8 protein-coding genes are annotated in these 19,424 nt (G+C 46.8%); 7 read left to right on the top strand and 1 reads right to left on the bottom strand.

Annotated elements, in window-relative coordinates; all coding sequences use genetic code 11:
- Positions 1-9,680, bottom strand: a 9,680-nt coding sequence (locus R7P80_RS16560) for a tandem-95 repeat protein (RefSeq protein WP_225491739.1), incomplete at its 3' end; no start/stop codon positions are given.
- Positions 9,681-9,862: 182 nt separating this feature from the next.
- On the opposite strand from R7P80_RS16560, the gene R7P80_RS16555 reads away from it, so the two are divergent.
- From R7P80_RS16555 to R7P80_RS16525, 7 genes are all read left to right on the top strand, one after another.
- Positions 9,863-10,231 (top strand): hypothetical protein, encoded by a 369-nt coding sequence (locus R7P80_RS16555; RefSeq protein ID WP_170893388.1) that lies wholly within the window; start codon positions 9,863-9,865, stop codon positions 10,229-10,231.
- A gap of 9 nt (positions 10,232-10,240) precedes the next feature.
- Positions 10,241-11,590, top strand: coding sequence for an HlyD family type I secretion periplasmic adaptor subunit (locus R7P80_RS16550; RefSeq protein WP_033906830.1), 1,350 nt, complete (start codon positions 10,241-10,243; stop codon positions 11,588-11,590).
- Between the two features lie 3 nt (positions 11,591-11,593).
- Positions 11,594-13,825, top strand: coding sequence for a response regulator (locus R7P80_RS16545; protein WP_158173146.1), 2,232 nt, complete (start codon positions 11,594-11,596; stop codon positions 13,823-13,825).
- On the top strand, positions 13,800-15,224 hold the full coding sequence (locus R7P80_RS16540) for a TolC family protein (RefSeq protein WP_213915524.1): 1,425 nt from the start codon (positions 13,800-13,802) through the stop codon (positions 15,222-15,224). Before R7P80_RS16545 ends, R7P80_RS16540 begins: the two co-directional genes overlap by 26 nt.
- Positions 15,214-16,800, top strand: a complete 1,587-nt coding sequence (locus tag R7P80_RS16535; protein ID WP_042521477.1) for an ATP-binding cassette domain-containing protein — start codon at positions 15,214-15,216, stop codon at positions 16,798-16,800. Before R7P80_RS16540 ends, R7P80_RS16535 begins: the two co-directional genes overlap by 11 nt.
- Positions 16,797-18,935, top strand: coding sequence for an ATP-binding cassette domain-containing protein (locus R7P80_RS16530; RefSeq protein ID WP_053350479.1), 2,139 nt, complete (start codon positions 16,797-16,799; stop codon positions 18,933-18,935). Before R7P80_RS16535 ends, R7P80_RS16530 begins: the two co-directional genes overlap by 4 nt.
- 105 nt (positions 18,936-19,040) lie before the next feature.
- Complete coding sequence (locus R7P80_RS16525) at positions 19,041-19,415, top strand: hypothetical protein (protein WP_005375619.1); 375 nt, start codon at positions 19,041-19,043, stop codon at positions 19,413-19,415.
- Positions 19,416-19,424 lie beyond the last annotated feature (9 nt).

The following is a 19,424-nucleotide window of genomic DNA, read 5'->3' as shown; positions in this document are numbered from 1 at the left end:
TTCTCTGGTGTGACTGTCACATCGATATTCGCAGTCACGGTGTCCGTGCCATCGGAAACATCGAAGGTGAAGTTCACATCACCATTGAAGTTCTCATTCGGTGCGAAGCTATATGTACCATCGCCATTGTCAGTAAGAACACCGTCTGCGCCTGTGTAAGTGACGCCCTCAACAGATAGGTCATCCCCTTCAATGTCGGTAGCGCCTGTTAGCAGATCCGCATCAGTAAAGGTCAGCACACCATCTTCACCAACAGTGAACGCTTGATCTTGTGGTTCAGGCGCATCATTAACTGGTGACACCAATAACTCAAGGTTGGTTGAGACAACATCATCGCCGTCAGACACATCAAACGTAAAGGTGATATCACCATTAAAGTCCGCATCTGGCGTTAAGGTGTAAGTACCGTCGCCATTGTCTGTGATGGTGATGTTTTCATCATCCGTTGCCAAATTCAGCGCTGTCAGTTGGTCTCCATCCAAGTCACGCGCATTAGCAAGCAAATCTTCTTGCGTAATTAGGATTGAACCATCTTCTTCAACCATCGCTGAAACAGGCAATGCTTCAGGTGCATGTTCAATATGGGCACCTGTTGCATTGACGTAGATGGTTTGAGAAACGGTTTCAGAATCATTATTTGATAGCTCTGTTGCCGTTGCCGTTACATTGATTTCTAGCTGTTGGTTAAAGTCTTCTGGCAATTGAATCTGTAGCTCTTGTTCAATTGCTGTGGTTGGAAGCGTTACAGAACCATCTGGTCCTACTGTTACTTCACCGCTGTAGATCTGGCTGTTCACTTCACCGACATCAATAGTGAAGTTGAAGTCGGTGTAATCGGCATCGCCGCCACCGTAAAGATCTTCAAAGCCGTAAACCAGTTCACCGTCTTCGTTCACGGTAGTTCGGGTATGTTCAATGCCATCTTGGTTGAGCTCTGAGCTTGAACCACCATGGAAGACTGCATCACCGAATTGGCTTTGAATCACGGTTTCAGAACCATCAGCACCAACAAACACGAGTTGCGGGTCAACTGTATCCATGTTCGCAGGAGAGCCATCTGCCGCACGGAACTCGTACTGACCATCTTGCATGGATGCAAAGTCATTGAAGTTATGACCGTTAGGAATCAAGAATAGGTTGAAGCTTTCCCCTTCCGAGATTTGGAAGCTGAACTGATCTTGTCCCGGAACGAGGTCACCGCCACCGCCAACTTGAGAAGCGTTTTCGTACACCACTTCAACGCCAGTGATGTTGCCATTTTCATCGACTTTGTAGTAACCCGCTGTGTTTTGGTAACCCGCGGTTTCACCTTCAAACGTAACCGTGATTTCAGTATCGTTGAAACTGGTGATACCGTTGTCTTGATCGTTAAGTACCCCTTCGTTGTCGTAGCTGATCACCGAACCTTCTGGAACACCATCCACTGTCACAGTCAGTGTTTCTGACAAATCTTGGTCAACCAATGCTGCAGCGATGTTCACTTCAACAATACCGCCTGGCTCAACCAAGATCGCTTGGTCATCCACGTTTCGACCATCGCCATCAGTGATGACTAGGTCTGGCGCATCTGCCACGGCTTCGATATGGACATTAATGTCTTGCTCAACTTCATCAGTACCGTCAGAAACCGTAAAGCTGAATTGCAAGTCACCACTGAAGTGCTCTTCTGGTACGAAGCTAAATGTACCGTCACCGTTGTCCGTTACAGTACCTTCATCCCCCGAGTAGTTAATGCTGGTAACGGTGAGGTCATCACCATCAATATCAATCGCACCACTTAGCAGATCTTCTTGCGTGAACAGGATGCTGCCATCCTCTTCAATGTGGTACATGCCAGGCGCAACAATTGGAATGTCATTGACTGGGTTCACCGTCAATGTCATTTCATTGGCAACACTCAATTCACCATCGCTCACTTCATAAGTAAACTCGATGTCTCCATTGAAGTGCTGTGAAGGCGTAACAGTAAAGGTGCCGTCACCGTTATCCACGATAGAGGCATTCGGATCATTGGTTTCTAGTGCCGTTGCGTATAGGTCATCACCATCTTGATCGCTGGCGTTTTCAAGCAGCATTTCTTGCGTCACGAGGATAGAGCCATCCTCGTCCACGTCTGCCACGATTGGTGCTGCTTCTGGTGCGTCGTTGACGAACTCAACTTTCAAGTCGATGTTTGCCGCCACCACATCGGTGCCATCGCTCACATCAAACGTGAGGTCAACATTACCAAAGAAGCCCTGCTCTGGCGTTAACGTGTAAGTGCCATCGCCATTGTCTGTCACTTGAACCGTGTCGCTTAAACTCGTCACGTTCACAACAGATAAATCATCGCCTTCGATGTCCGTCGCTTGAGCCAACAGCTCTGCTTCAGTAATCGTGATAGCCTCGCCATCTTCTGTAGTGAAGGACAAATCAGGTACATCTGGCAGGTCGTTCACTGGGTTAACGGTGAGGTTTAGATCCGCAGCGACGGTTTCAATCGCGTCAGTTACGTCATAAGTAAATTCGATTTCACCAAAGAAGTTTTCGCTCGGTGTAATCGTGAAGCTACCATCAGCGTTCTCAACGATGGTTGCATTAGGATCGTTGGTCGACAGGTTCACCGCTTCAAGGTTGTCACCATCCACGTCCGTCGCGTTCGCTAACAAGTCTTCTTGAGTGATGGTAATTGAGCCATCTTCATCAACGACCGCATCAACTGGACCGCTAACCTCTGGACCTTCGTTGACGATCTCAACATCGATCTTCGCGGTGCTTGGTGCACTTGCTTGACCATCGCTGATGTCGAAGGTCAAGTTCACTTCACCGTAGAAGTTCGAAGTTGGCTCGAAGGTAAAGGTGTTGTCGCCGTTGTCTGTCAACGTACCTTGTGACTGGTCAACAAGCAGTAGATTCTCGATATGCAGAATGTCGCCATCCACATCGGTCGCACCTGATAGTAGGTCTTTTGCTTCGATGATGATGGTGCCGTTTTCTAGCATTTGAGTATGCAGCGGCGCACCAGGAACTGGCACATCATTAACCGGAATAACGGTCAGATCTAGATGGGTATCGACTTCATCGGTGCCATCGAAGACTTTGTAGTCGATGTCGACTTCACCATTGAAGTTTTCATTCGGCATAAATGTGTAAGTACCGTCGCCATTGTCGACAAGCTCACCGTTATCACCGCTGTAAGAGATATCAGAGATAGACAGCACATCGCCTTCCACATCACTTGCATTCGCAAGCAGATCGTCCGCGCTAAACGTAATGCCCACATCCTCATCAGTCGACAACACAATCGGACCAGAAACAATTGGCGCATCGTTTACTGCTTCGAAGTTGATGTTGATGATGTTGTCGTCAGTGAGTTCACCATCTGTAACTTGGTAACCAAGCTCAATCTCACCGTAGAAGTTCTCATCTGGTATAACTGTCCATGTACCATCGCCGTTGTCGGTTAACGTAGCGTGCTCCGCGTTATCCCCCACCAGCTCAAGGTTTTGAATATCAAGAACATCGCTATCGATATCACTCGCTTGTGCTAAAAGCTGTTCTTCTGTGATAACCACAGAGGCAAACTGCGTAGAACCTTCGGTATCAATGGTCACATTTGGCAGATCAGCCGTCAGTTCGATTTCACTGTCACCTTCACGGATATTCAGTTCTACCGTTTCAGTGATTTCCGTGCCGTCCACGCCAATAGAAGTGAACACCGCTTCATCATGACAAGTTTGCGATACCGTCATGTTTTGAACCACGTAAGTACCGTTACCTTGAATCGTACCTAGCTCAAAGTAAGATACCGGCTCGTTCACCGTTAGGGTGTAATCCGTCTCATAGCTACCACGATCTTCTTTGTGGTAAGTCATCGAGTCGATCAAGTCACCATCAGAGTTGAATGCGCGAATTTCGACTTCGGTAAAGTGGCGAGACTCTTCCATAAACCAGCCGCCTAGACCATCTAGGTGGAAGCTGATTTCGTTGATGTCTTGACCTTCAACGGTCACAGTTAGTTTTTCATCACCACTCAAGCCTTGGCGGTCAGTATCGCCAATACCATGCCCAATGTGTGTGTTACCATTCCACGCACCAAGCGGATCATCATTACTCTGCACCGTGACGGTCAAATCACCATCAGTGAACTGGCGAGTATATGGGTCAATTTCATCACCCCAATCATCAACACTTGCATTGTCATCAAAGGTACCGATTTGAGTGGTATGCGTACCGTTCGCCAACGCATCATCATTTGGAATGAAGCGCACTTCCGTGTCTGCAGGCACCTCCTGCCCGACTTCTAGCTGTACCCATTCGTCATTTAGATTCGCTTCAATGATGCCGTTTTCAGGCGCTTGGTCGAGACGTAAAGCAGGCTCTTCACGCAGAGAAACACCCACTGTTTGGTCTTCTTCCGCTTGAATAAAGATCTCGTCGCCCGCTTCTGGCGCATCGTTGACAGGATTAACGGTCAGATCCAACGTGGTCAGAACATCATTTTCGCCATCGCTGATGTTGTAAGTGAAGTCCAACTCACCATTGAAGTTTTCCGTATGCGTAATGGTGAATGAACCATCATCGTTGGCTACGATCGTCGCATCCGGGTCATTGGTTTGTAGATTGCTGGCAACAAGGTCATCTCCTTCAATATCTGTCGCATTCGCAAGCAACTGTTCTTGCGTGATGGTAATGGCGTTATCTTCATCCACCTCAGCTTGAATGCCTGACGTTTCTGGTGCATCGTTCACCGCGATAACATCGATGCCTGCGGTTGTTGTATCCGTTGCACCATCTTGGTCGATGACCGTAACGTCGAGCGAAATGTTACCGTCAAAGTTCTCATTTGGCGTAAAGGTATATGTGCCGTCGCCATTGTCCACGAAGCTACCGTCGTTACCAGAGTAGCTAACATTCGCCAAGGCTACATCGCCTTCCACATCAGAAGAGTTGGCTAACAACTGCTCGTCACTAATGGTGATTTGACCATCTTCTTGAACCGTGTAAGACGTAGAACCTGCCACCGGAGGATCGTTCACTGGAGTCACACTGACATCAATGAATGCCGGTGTTGAACCTGTGCCGTCAGACACATCGAATGTGAACTGAACATCACCGTTGAAGTTCTCATTCGGCGCAAAGCTATAAGTGCCATCACCATTGTCGGTAAGTACACCATCCACACCGGTGTAGAGAACGTTTTCGATAGACAGATCATCGCCATCAATATCCGATGCGCCTTCCAATAGGTCTGCATCCGTGAACAGCAAGGTGCCATCTTCTTCTACCGTGAACTGTTGATCTTGCGCTTGTGGCAAGTCATTCACAGGATTAACCGTAATATCCAGACCAACTTGTACCGAGCCACCATCGTTATCAATGATATCGAAGGTCAGATCTAGGTCGCCGTTGTAGTTTTCATCCGGTGTGATGGTGTAACTGCCATCATCGTTGTATTGAATTGTCGCGTTGTCATCTGTCGATAGATTGATGGCTTCAAGGTTCTCGCTATCAATATCGCCCGCTTTGGCAAGCAACTGCTCTTGGCTTAGCGTGATTGAGCTGTCTTCGTTGATGGTGTAAGCCAAATCACCCGATACTGGTGGATCGTTGATTGGCAATACATCGACATTGATGTGCGTATCAACGGTTGCCCCATTCTCATCTTGAATGGTCACATCCAACTGAACTTGACCATTGAAGTTCTCGTTTGGCGCAAAGCTGCAAGTACCATCGCCATTGACGGTAAAGATACCATCCGAACCTTCATAGCTGATGCCAACAAGCTCTACATCACCCTCGATATCAGATGCGTTGGCAAGAATTTGTGACTCACTGAATGTCAGTACTGAATCTTCATCAATCGTGTAAGACGTTGGACCCGCAACGGGAGGATCATTCACTTCAATGACCGTAATGCCTGCGGTCGTTTCGTCAATCGCACCTTGCTCATCCGCCACAATCACATCAAGGCTGATATCACCGCTGAAGTTCTCATTTGGCATGAAGGTGTAAGTGCCGTCACCGTTGTCTTGGAATACGCCATCGGTGCCTGAATAGGTCACGCTATCGATGGACACTGCGCCTTCCACATCCGAAGAGTTAGCCAGAAGCTGCTCGTCAGAAATGGTAATCGCGTTGTCTTCATCAACCATGTAAGACGTTGCACCCGCAACCGGAGGATCATTGACTGGAGTGACGCTCACGTCCACATTTGCTGGTACGGTCTCAGTGCCGTCAGAAACACCAAAGCTAAAGCTGACATCACCGTTGAAGTTTTCGTTTGGTGCAAAGGTGTAAGTACCATCACCGTGGTCAGTCAGCACACCATCGCTGCCTGTGTAGCTAATGCCATCAACCGTTAAGTTATCGCCATCGATGTCGGTCGCGCCAGCAAGCAAGTCTGCGTCAGTAAACTGAAGCGTGCCGTCTTCTTCAACACTAAACTGCTGGTCTTGAGGAACAGGAAGATCGTTAACCGGATTAACCGTTAGATCCGTCGTTGCTTGGATAGTGTCTGTGCCGTCCGTAATGTTGAATTGGATATCAATGTCACCATTAAAGTCCGCATCTGGCGTAATCGTGAAGCTACCATCATCGTTCGCTGTAACGGTTGCGTTTCCATCGACAGTCAAATCGCTAGCAGTCAGGTCATCGCCCTCAATATCAGACGCTTGAGAAAGAAGCTGCTCTTGGCTGAGTGTAATCGCACCGTCTTCATCAACGCTGTAAGCCAAATCACCCGATACTGGCGCATCATTGATTGGCAATACATTCACATTGATGACGGTATCAACTTCTGCCCCATCCTCATCTCGAATGGTCACATCAAGTTGAACTTGTCCGTTAAAGTTCTCGTTTGGCGCGAAGCTGCACGTACCATCATCGTTAACGGTGAAAATGCCATCCGGACCATCGTATCTAATACCAACAAGCTCTACGTCGCCTTCCACATCAGAGGCATTCAGCAGCACTTGCGACTCACTAAAGGTCAGAACAGAATCTTCATCAATGGTGTAAGAAGTTGGTCCTGCGACTGGTGGATCATTCACTTCCAGCACCGTAATGCCAGCAGTGGTGACATCCGTTGAGCCTTCTTCATCAGCGACGACAACATCAAGCGTCACTTCACCATTAAAGTTTTCATTTGGAGAGAAGGTGTACGTACCGTCTCCATTGATTTGCAACACACCATCGCTGCCAGAGTAGCTCACGCTATCAATCGAGACATCCCCTTCTAAATCCGAAGAGTTTGCCAACAGTTGCGCGTCAGAAATGGTAATAGAGTTATCTTCGTGAACCGTGTAAGACGTTGAACCAGCCACCGGAGGATCATTCACCGGCGTAACGCTCACATCTACATTCGCTGAAACTGTATCTGTGCCATCAGACACGTCGAAGCTGAAGTTTAAATCACCGTTGAAGTTCTCATTTGGCGCAAAGCTATACGTGCCATCGCCATTGTCAGTTAGAACGCCGTCGGTGCCTTCATAGCTGATTCCCGTTACAGAAAGGTCATCGCCTTCAATGTCGGTAGCACCTGCAAGCAGATCCGCATCAGTAAATTGCAGTGTGCCGTCCTCTTCCACACTGAATTGTTGATCTTGAGGAACAGGCAGATCGTTGATTGGATTAACGGTTAGGTCAGCGGTTGCTTGAACGGTATTCGTGCCATCTGAGATATCAAAGCTAATGTCGATATCACCGTTGAAATCTGCGTCCGGCGTGATGGTGAAGCTACCATCGTCATTTTGAGTCACCGTCGCGTTGCCATCTACCGAAAGGTTAGAAGCCGTCAGTGCATCGCCTTCCACATCGGAAGCTTGCGACAACAACTGCTCTTGGCTCAAACGAATCGAGCCATCTTCGTCCACCGAGTAAGCAAGATTGCCAGACACTGGCGCATCATCGACTGGTGTGACGCTTACATCAATGTTGGCAGAAACCGTATCTGTGCCATCGGATACATCAAAGCTGAAGTTCACATCACCATTGAAATTTTCATTTGGCGCAAAAGTGTAAGTCCCATTGCCGTTGTCGGTCAGGATGCCATCGCTACCGTCGTAGCTCACACCTTCAACTGTTAGGTTATCGCCTTCAATATCCGTTGCGCCAGTAAGCAGGTCTGCGTCCGTAAAGATCAGCGTGCCATCTTCTTCCACGCTGAACTGCTGGTCTTGAGGAACCGGCAAATCGTTTATTGGGTTAACGGTTAGATCAGCGGTTGCTTGAACGGTGTTCGTGCCATCGGAAATATCGAAGCTGATGTCGATATCACCGTTGAAATCTGCGTCCGGCGTGATGGTGAAGCTACCATCGTCATTTTGAGTCACCGTCGCATTGCCATCTACCGAAAGGTTAGACGCCGTCAGTGCATCGTCTTCCACATCGGAAGCTTGCGACAACAACTGCTCTTGGCTCAAACGAATCGAGCCATCTTCATCCACCGAGTAAGCAAGATTTCCAGATACTGGTGCGTCATCGACTGGTGTGACGCTTACATCAATGTTGGCAGAAACCGTATCTGTACCGTCGGACACATCAAAGCTGAAGTTCACATCGCCATTGAAGTTTTCATTTGGCGCGAAAGTGTAAGTCCCATTACCGTTATCGGTCAGGATGCCGTCGCCACCATCGTAACTTACACCTTCAACTGTGAGGTTATCGCCTTCAATATCCGTTGCGCCAGCAAGCAGGTCAGCATCGGTGAAGATCAGAGTGCCATCCTCTTCAATCTCAAAGGTTTTATCTTCAGGCACTGGTGCGTCATTGATTGGACGAACAGTTAAATCAATCGAACTAGAAATGGTTTCTTGACCATCACTGATATCAAACGTTAAGTCGAGTTCACCATTAAAATCAGCTTCAGGTGTGACGGTATAAGTGCCATCACCATTATCCACAACGGATGCATTAGCACCCACTTGCACGTTAAATGCGGCAAGATCATCGCCATCAACATCACTCGCGTACCCGAGAAGTTGTTCTTGAGTGAAGGTAATAGTGCCATCTTCATCCATGATGTATGCCAGATCTTGCCCTACTTCTGGCGCGTCATTTTCACCTTCGACTTTAATTTGGAACGTCTCGCTCGTAGTTTCGGAGTCGAAATCGTCTTCTACTTGCGTCGTGGTTTCTTCGCTGGTGTCTTGTACATCCACCGCGAAGCTCTCTTCAGTGGTTTCTGAATCTAGCTCGTCACCACCTTGAGAACCTTCAGAGTCTGAAGAAGCACTTGGCGCAGATGAAGTTTGTACCGCTTGTCCTTGCGCTTCATTGCCTTCTGCGTCCGAACCACCTTCAGAGCCAGAGGCATCACCACCACCGACCGCTTGGGCACCCGCCCCAGAATCCGAACCACCGCTGCCCAGAGCCTCGTCACCTGATTCTCCGCTAGAAGCTACACTATCAACAACATTGGATTGTGCAGCGTCAGAGTCGCTGCTACTTTCAGTATCCTCTTCTTGAACTGCGCCACCCGAGCTCACTGCTTCTTCTTCCGTACCCGCGCCACTAGGATTTTCTTCCATCGCACGATTGGCTTCATCAACAGCATCTGCACTTTCAGCACCAGTCGCTACAGTCGAAGAGACGGTCGACTGCTGTTTTTCTTCTTTTGTCCCCGTATCCTTCGTTTCTGTTTGCTCTACCGCATCGTTAAGCTTTTCATTGTCTTTTTCTTGATTAGTGTCGCCTGCCATTACAGCCTCCGTTGCTTTTAGCTAACTGATCGTATTTAGAGGCAGTAAAGGACACCATTTTTAGAAACCAACTTTTTTATACAACTTTTTTCATACCTTTCGAGTTCCATAAAAACAAAAAAATTTGAAAACCCAGTATAAAGATCCTTACTTGTTGTCATTAAAGCAATTAGTGCGGTGGGATAATGATAAATATGACAAATCTGTTGCGCTCAGTCGACAACAGCCATAAGGGGCTGCAATTGCTATTAGGCGATTTTTACCAAGATTTCAGTGATGCAGGGATTGATATTGAGATGCTGCATAAACAAAACCGTTTTGAAGCACTCAGATGTTATTCAAAAAGGCTAAAGACCATTTTCGTCTTGTTATGTGATGACGACTTACCACCAAAATTGGCAAAGCTTGAACACTTAAACAAACACCATTTCCCTGCTCCTAATGAATTGATCGAGGACGTTAAAACCGAGCTTAACAACGTAAACAAACAAATTAGCCAGCTGTTAAAAATCGAAAATTCAATCGATAGCCGCACAGGTAGTGAATCGTAGGGGTGGCTCATGAGTAATAAGCAAATAGAACATCACCTCAAAAAGGCACTCGTTTCGAACAACGAAGCTTCGAAGGTAACAGCAGACGATACAATCGTGCTAGCCAGTGCAATGACCAGCGTACACAAAACCTTGCTGGTTATCTTTTTGCTTTCCATGGTGGCTATCGCCGTGGCATCTCAGGCTCGTATCGACATTGTGGTGTCGGTGCGCGGTGAGCTATTGCTCGAATCTGACATCGAAAAAGTGCAACACCTTGAAGGCGGTATTCTAGAAGAAATGCTAGTGCGCAAAGGCGAAGTGGTTTATGAAGGTCAGCCTATTGCACGCCTTCGCTCTCTGGATAGAAACACTCAACTCGATACGGTAAACACAGAGATCATTCAGCTAGAGCTAGACAAGATTCGTTACGAAAGCCTGCGCGATATGGTGGAACCCGATTTTTCTGCCTACATCGAAAAGTACCCAGAATTAGTGCAAGTCAACATGAATACCTGGCAGCAAGAATTTTCTAAAAACCGTTCCAATGAAGAGTTGATCACTCACGATATCCAACATAAGAATTCGCTTATTGATTCAATGCTCAAGCGCCGTAAAAGCTCCGAGAACCAGCTCTCCTTGATACGCAAGCAGCTCAATATTAAGAACACCTTGTACAAAGAGGAAATGGCGTCTTACGTCGATGTTCTGAATATGCAGGTTCAAGAGTCAAACATGGTGCGTGAGATTGAAAACCTTGATGAGTCGGTCATGAATGAGCGCTTCCAACTCGACAAACTAGAGAAGCAGTACCGAGACTTGGTGGAAAATCGTAATGCCGAGTATCAAGCACAAATCATTCAAGCAAACAAGGACTTAAAGTTGAAACGTATATTACGTCCTCAACACTCAGATAAAGTGGATCGCCTCGTGGTTTACGCCCCTATTGACGGTGTAGTAGATAAAGTGCACTTCAACTTCCGCTCCGCTGTGATACCGCCAGGTGAAAGCATCGCGGACATTGCACCGATCAATAACGCCCTTCATGGAGAGGCGAAGATCCCGCGTAAAGACATGGGTTTTGTAGAAATCGGACAAGCGGTCAAAGTGAAGATGGATACCTACAACTTTGCCAAATACGGATTTTTGGAAGGTCGAATTGCATCGATCAGCCGTTCTTCTTATGAAGAAGAAGACGCTGAATTCTACCTCGCGGAAATCCAAATCAGTCAAAACTATCTAGAGCGCGGAGGCACACAATACAAGCTGTCCCCTTATATGGAGTTTACCGCAGACGTGAAAACAGGTTCACGCCGGGTTATCGAATACGCAGCGAAGCCGGTTATGTCGGCTATCGAAGACGCATTCGATGAGAGGTGATGGATGAGTAGCAAACCTTCTTACAATATTTCCGTTCCTGTTATGCGCCTAAGCATTGCTTTCAGCTTGATGCTGGCTGCCCTCGCCTTTTATTTGTATATCTCTTGGGAAAAAGTGGATTCAGTCGAGAAAGTGCAAAATGCGCCTCTTTTGGTTCAAGCTCAACAGCTCAACCAAACTATCGAGTTTGATATTCAAACGCTTCAACGCTGTTTAAGCGCACGTTATTGCAGTACAACAGAGCTTGATTTTGAGGTTCTGAAAGACGAAATTGACCAATTTAAGTCGCTCGCGTCACTCAACAAAACCGAGTTTAGCTTGGTGGGCGCGACCGAATACACGCAGCTTGAACTGGCAATCAATCGGTTCTCAGACAGCCAAAAAACACGCGACGATGTGTTGGCACTGTACCTCTCGCTCACCAATAACTACCTACAAATGGACGACAACTACCGGACCATATTTAACAACCATGCGAGCGACCTAATGATGGAGAAAAACGAGTTCTTCATTTGGTTGTTTGTGGTCGTTGTCGTACTGGTTGGTATCGCAGTGCTATCGAACTTGGTGGCAATCCTTAAACTGAAAAAATCCAGCTCGAATGAGCGTGACATTGACCAAGAATTCGATGAGCTTTATCAAGAACTCAAACTACTGGATTTGCAAAGGTTGGAAGAGTTGCTGAATGAAGTGAGCATCAATCCTAAGCAGCGTCAGATCTACTCACACCTAAAACTGATTTTCAGCAACCTCGAAGAGCAAAAACGCAATAACGATCTCTACAAGCAGCTCTATGCTCTGATTGGTTACGAGATTCGTGGCATCACCAACACCATTAACGGCGGCGTGCAATATCTCGTTCAAGAGACCGATGAGAGCGGCGTGTTGATGGCGCAAGATATAACCTCGGCTGCCAATACCCTGTCTGAATTGGCAGAGAACTACAACCGACTCATTTCACAAGGGACCGAGAGCAAATCGAAAGAGTTTTCACTGCTGAATGTACTGTCTGAATTGATGATTCACATCAGTTCAAAAGTGCAGCGAAATGAAGGTGAGATAGACTGCTTTATCTCGGATAACCTACCAAATCGTGTTGAAGGACAGTCCACCAGCTTATTCTGGGTGTTGTTCCTACAGCTATCGAATGCCATCCAACTCAAAGCCGATAAGAAACTGTTTGTCACCATTGAATCGGGCGCGGCGTCAGACATTGAAAACACTCGCCTGACCATCAATCTAAACTTCTTAACCACACTGGATGTGCCGTTTGCCAAGCTCAATACTCTACACTGGAGCGACCATAAACAGCACACTGCAACCAAAGACGATTTGGCGAAAAGCGTACTGAAAGATTACGGCTATTACGAGAGCCATTGGTATCAATCGGGCAATCAGGAACGTTTTCAAATTCAGCTCGATTTGAAAGCCAAGAGCTTCCACACCGAGAAAACTCGCTTCGACAATAAGCGCCTATTACTGTGTGCCAACTCTCAGCTGCGCATTGATGTGATGAACAAAATGCTCGTCAACTTGGGCTTAGAGATTACGCCAATTCGCACACCGAACGAGCTCTTCTCTACTGCAAAAACCTTTGGCGAATACGACGCCATCATGCTGACCGACACGTTCGAGCCAAACAAGCTGCCCTCACTGAGCAAAACGGTGAAATCGCAACTGCGCAATCACCCGAATACTAAATTGCTGCTTTCAGTCACTAGCACTCAGCAAGCACAAGAGAGCCATACCTTTGTCGACAAGATTCTGAACTCTCCTGCGATTCCGTATGAGTTCATCCCCAATCTTTTAGCAATCATGGAAGCGGAAGCCTCAGAAGATCAGATGGAGAACAGCTCATTCCTGATTGTTGAGGATGACCGTGTTCAACAGATTCTACTCAAACGTATTTTGAGCAAGCAAGAATACGAAGCCGATACCGTTGGCGATGGCGCAGACGCCGTTCAGCACTTCATGAATCAGCGCTCGGATATCATTTTTATGGACTGCATCATGCCAGGCATGGGCGGTATTGAAGCAACCAAACGCATTCGACAATACGAACAAGAGAACGGACAAAACCCCTGCACCATCATAGGTGCGACAGCATTGACCAGCAGTAATGAACACCAAGCTTGTATCGAAGCTGGAATGGATTACGTGATCAGCAAACCTTATAAAAACGACGAAATCATCAAGGTGATCAACAAGTATGTGGCGGTACAGAAACTTAACTAGCTGCGTATTGGCAGCGCTTACATTGAGCAATGCTCCTTCGGCAATGGCGACCACCTTGCTTGAGGCGGTCAAACTCGGCTTGGAAAACAACTTATCTCTGCGCGCTAGTGACAAAGGCGTGGAAGAAAACGAATACAACATCGACATTAGCCGCTCTAAGTTCCTACCCTCTTTAAACGGTGCTGCTGATACCACATGGAATGAAAACGAGACCATATTAACGGGAACACCGGATACGCGTTCTAGCTACAACTCAAACAGCTACAGCGTGTCTTTATCTCAATCAGTGTTTAACCTTGGCGACATCTTCAAATACGGCACCGCGAAACTTGATTTCAACATTGAAGAAATCAAACACGAGAACAAAATCCAGAGCACCATTTCTGAAATCGCGACGCAATATTTCGAGTACCTGAAAAACAACGCGCAAATCAAAGCCACCAAAGTCGAGCTTAAATCGTCTGAAACACGTGAGCGCCAAATGCGTCGCAACGTGGAGCTTGGCAACACTGCGGCGAGCGAGTTGTATGAGGTAATTGCTCAGAAAGAAGGCATTGCCAACCGCTTAAGAACCTTAGAGAAAGATCGACGTGTGATTTTGAACGGTTTAGAGATTCAAGTTCAATACCCAGTCACCCCATCGCAGGACATCTACGAAAGTGTTCCCTTGGCGGAAATCAGCGAATCCGAACAACGTGAGATTCTTGAGCAAGCTTTGAAGCTCAATAACGACTTATTGGTTGCGAAGAAAACCGTAGAACGCAGCCGAAGAGGCTTGAAAGAAAGCGGTTCAAACTTTGTGCCGACCGTATCGCTCTCTGCCAGTTACCGTTACGACGATGCGAACAACTATGACCGAACCGACCCCACCGCAACAGGGGACAGTAACTCCACCAGCGTCGGTTTGAACTTGAATGTGCCGATTTTCTCCGGCGGTTCGGATTACTACGGTTATCAAAAATCGTCGACTGCCATCGAGCGAACGGAGCTGCTGTACCAAGATTCGTTGTTCACAACTCGCAATAGCGTTAACACCTCGGTACTCAACATTAATGACTTCTCCCGCGCTATTAGCAGTTACGAGAACATCATCCGTGCCAACTACGCTTCCTACAAAGGCATTCAACGCGCCTACCAACTTGGCACGCGAACCATTACCGACTTACTGGCCGCGGAAAGTAAACTGTTTAGCGCGCTACGTGATTACGAGAGCGCGCGTTATGACTACATCATTGAATCGATCAATCTTGAGCAAATCAAAGGCATGCTGTCGGTGCAATCCATCGAAAGCATCATGCAATTAATGAGCGATATCGAAGGCAGAAGCAATCAAGACTTAGTTCCAAAACACCTTCTCTCCAAACCATCGATTAAGAAAGGAGGTCGCAATGCAAACTGAGTATTTTTCCCAAAAGATTAACTTTGCTGACAAATGTTACCTGACTTTCTCAACGGTCATCTCGACGCTGTTTGGTTTAGTACTGCCCTTTTCGATTCTGATTATCTTTGACCGTGTTTTACCTAACCAAGCCAAAGACACGCTGTTTCTTCTGTTTGCCATTATCTTGATCACCATCTTCCTCGACTATCACTTAAAGAATCAGGAAGAGAAGATTTCGTCGGTGATCATGAAGCAATTCGAAACCAACTTAACCAACAAGGTGTTTCAATCAATCTGTTTGGCTGAGATATCGAAGTTTCGTCGTCTAGAACCCGGTGAATACCTAGAGCGTATTGCGACCATTCCAGAGATTAAATCCTTCTTTGGCGGAGAATCTGTACGGGCATTGATCAACCTTGCCGTCAGCATACTGACCATTCTGATTATCGGTGTGATCAACATTTGGGCGGGAGTGACCATCTTGCTCGCCTCCATCATTTTGGCGGTGTTCGCACTCAGTCTTTCCAAGCAGAAAATCAACAGCTTAGAAAACAAATCCGACATCGAAGGCTTAACCACTTCTAAAATCATCGAGATCATCTCTAGCCCACTCGATATCAAAGCGCGCAATATGGAATATCGCGTTGAGAGCTTGATGACACAAATGGTGGAAGAACGTGAAGTCGAGAACATCAAATACGAGCAAATTGAATCAAACTTCAACCTTATCTTGTCGCTCATACAACAGCTCTCCATCGCTTGTGTGGTGGTGGTTTTGGCAACGGCAGTTATCAACATGCAATCGAGCCAAGGCATCATGGCTGCCATCATCATGCTTACCAACCGCTACTTCGCGCCATACCAGCAAGTAATGCGCACGGTGAGTCGATGGGAGTTGAACAAGCTTCATATTCAACGTATCGCCGAGCTGCTTGAGCTTGCTGCATCTATAGAACAACAAAACGACACGACGGAAGTCGAGCGCATCTCGGTGAAGTATTCGGAAAAACAACGCATTGAGTTTGAACGCGGTCAGGCTTACTTGCTGACGGGGAAAAGCGGCGCAGGTAAAACCCACCTCGCCAATTGCATTACGCGGCAAAACACCGACAGCAAGCTCGATATCCAAATCAACGAGACACCGCTCGATGACGTCAACTACAACGTCTGGCGTAATAGCGTGCTCATGGTCGACAAAACCAGTTCGTTCGTCGAAGGCACCATCATCGACAACTTGACTTGTTTCCGCCCGAGCTTAAATAACACGGCATTTGCGCTTTGCGAAACCATGAACATCAAGGCACAAATCGATGCCCTTCCCGCTGGTTTTTACACCGAGCTTAAAGGACATTTACGCAACCCATTCTCGCGCCAAGTCGCTTATGCCTTGTTGTTAGTGCGTGCCTTACTCGCGAACAAACGTGTGTTGATCTTCGACGACATCGACTGTGTTTATGATGACGACTTTGCTCGATTGGTTTTGACCAGCACCGCCTATCGCGCCAACGACAAAATCCTCATCATCGTCAGCAACAAGATGGACAAACTCAATCATCGCCTCAAACGCGTCAAACTTACCGGAGGTGACCAATGAGTATTTTGGTTGATTTTAATAATGTCCCTCAGCGCTTGTTGGACTTTGAGGCTCGCAGTTATGACGAGCGATACAATGAGTCACCTTTGATTCGTGGTTTAGCTTACACCCTCATAGCGCTTGAATGGGAAGGCACACCTTCTATCCTCAGCGACGCTTTTATCCCTAAACCAAAAGACAGCGACAGTTTTATCGCTACGATTGAACGCCTTGGTTACCGTTGTGACGTCACCAAACTAAAAACGTTGGAGCACATCGAGGGGCATCCTCATCCTTGTTTTATCGAGATAGAAAACCTCACTGCGATTTTCTTGGGCACTAAAGACGGCAAACTGATCCTGTTTGATTACACAAATAACAACACCATTGAATACCCGCTCTGCAAGAAGCCGTGCTTGTTGGTCTCGATCAGCGAATACTCCCGCTTATTCCGAGAACCGCCACCTGAATCTCAAGACCGCAGTAACTGGATTAAATACGCGTTTTATCGCTACAACAATGAACTCAAAAGCCTGATTATTCTCAGCTTCGTGGTCAGCATTCTCGGCGCACTCCAGCCCTTTTTTATTATGAGTGTGTACAACTTCGCCTTAACCTCTAGCTCGCAAGCCACGCTTTATTGGCTCACGTTATTTGCTGTGATTGTTGGGTTCTCGGAATACTTTTTCAAGAAAATGCGGGTCAACATCATCGCCACATCAGGAAAGGATTTGGCGGTGCATATTTCTCAAAACGTAATATCCAAACTGTTGTGGCTTCCTTATTCGATGACATCTACCGCTGGTGTCTCTTCTCAGTTAGCACGATTGAAGGACATCGACACTTTCCGCCGTTTGGTAACCGCAGAGTCAACATTAAGCTACTTCGACATGCCGTTTGTTATCGTATTCATTATTGCCATTGCTCTTATGTCTGGTACCGCAGCGCTAGTCGTTATGGCGGGGTTGATTCTAATGTTGGTGTTCTGTGTTTATTCTCGTTACATCTACTCGCAAGCCACGTCCAAGAGCTCTCGCGCCAACGCCATGGTTTCTTACCAATGGAATGAGATTCTTCGTGGTATAAAAACCATCCAAGGCTTGCCATTATTGCGTGTTATCCAGTCCCGCTTTAGCGCATCGCATTTACAAAGCACCAACGATGCAGAACATGTTTCAGTGACTAATAGCAGGGTTCAGGCAGCAGGCGGGAGTTTGATTCAGGTTATTGGTACCGCAAGTATCGTCGCGGCCGTTATCGGCGTGATGGACGGCACCTCCGATGCAGGTGCAATGCTTGCTACCGTAATTTTAGTCTGGAAGGCGTTGGGGCCTATTATGGGCATCTACAACTCTATTTCTAAGTTCCAATCCATTAAGGCGTCTTCTGCGCAAATCAACAACCTTATGGCGATGAATGACGATAAGCTAACGTTAGAGAAAAGCCCCCCTATTCGCCTATTTCAAGGTAGTATCGTCGGCTCTGGTGTGAGCCATCGTTATAGTGGTGCGGCAACAGGCTTAACTAATCTTGGTTTTAAAATTCCACCGGGCGCAAAAGTTGTGATTTGTGGACCAACAGGTTGCGGTAAAACGACGCTCATTTCTATTATCGCTGGGCTAGAGGAACGCTATCAAGGCTCAGTTTCGGTGGACGGTTATAACATCAAACAATTCAACAGTTACCGCTATCGAACCTCGATTAACTACATCCCGTTTAACCTGCATATTTTTGAAGGCTCCTTGGAGACTAACTTCATCTTGCATAATGGGTTAATCCCAACAGAAAAAATGCGTGAAATGGTGAGTTTCTTTGAGCTCGATACATGGTTGCCACAAGGCCTGGACACTCAATTGAGCGTTGATATCTGTAAAAGTTTACCAAATGGCATTCAACAAAGACTGCGGCTCGCATTAGGGCTAGGTAACTGCGAACAATCTTTGATTATCATTGACGAGCCATTTAATGGTGCTGAGCAAGAAAACTCGCACTACTTCAAGCGGTTATTCAGCGACAAACTACTCAATAAGACCGTTATTTTCTCAACGAATGATCCGGGCATGATCTCTACATCCAACATGAGCTTAGTCTTGGAGCCAGATGGCAACCTGAAATATTTCGGGTTAACCGATAAGTACTTAAAAAGTCTAAGTTAAGTTCGGAATGTGGTGTGGTTCATCATTCATACTTGAGCACGGTCATTGACAAAAATGTAAACGATGAGACTATTTACTCTGTAAGCGCGTACACTAAGGAATCCGATGTATACATTTGTTGCAGACAAATTGGATGTGGTTTATTTATCAACAATACCAGAAAACTACCAGTTACAAGACTTCGATGTGCCTGAAGAAGAACTCGAAATTCGTGAAATTGTAGAGGTATGGTATGAGTGTGCGTTTCTTCCTGACTTTAACCTTCAACACATCGACATCGAAAACAAAACCGCATTAGTCGAGACACAAGCGCAAGTCGTAAACAACTACACAAGTACGCTCGCTTTTTTACTCAAAAGTCGTACTTATCGCGCAGCACTTAACCGATTATTGAGTGTATGGAGATTGGAGGCAGCAGCTAAAGCACAGCTTGAGCTGCTGTTACTTACGGAAGAACAGAGTAGCAAGCCAGTAAATTAATCAGCTAGG

This window comes from Vibrio sp. 2092, from assembly GCF_033339635.1.
GTDB lineage: Bacteria > Pseudomonadota > Gammaproteobacteria > Enterobacterales > Vibrionaceae > Vibrio > Vibrio alginolyticus.
The sequence above is the reverse complement of the archived record's forward strand: the minus strand, read 5'-3'. Positions and strand labels throughout refer to the sequence as shown.

Bases quoted from the DNA above. Each gene is read 5' to 3' on its own strand.
- R7P80_RS16550 (WP_033906830.1), top strand. From the start codon at position 10,241: ATGAGTAATAAGCAAATAGAACATCACCTCAAAAAGGCACTCGTTTCG.
- R7P80_RS16545 (WP_158173146.1), top strand. From the start codon at position 11,594: ATGAGTAGCAAACCTTCTTACAATATTTCCGTTCCTGTTATGCGCCTA.
- R7P80_RS16540 (WP_213915524.1), top strand. From the start codon at position 13,800: ATGTGGCGGTACAGAAACTTAACTAGCTGCGTATTGGCAGCGCTTACA.
- R7P80_RS16535 (WP_042521477.1), top strand. From the start codon at position 15,214: ATGCAAACTGAGTATTTTTCCCAAAAGATTAACTTTGCTGACAAATGT.
- R7P80_RS16530 (WP_053350479.1), top strand. From the start codon at position 16,797: ATGAGTATTTTGGTTGATTTTAATAATGTCCCTCAGCGCTTGTTGGAC.
- R7P80_RS16525 (WP_005375619.1), top strand. From the start codon at position 19,041: ATGTATACATTTGTTGCAGACAAATTGGATGTGGTTTATTTATCAACA.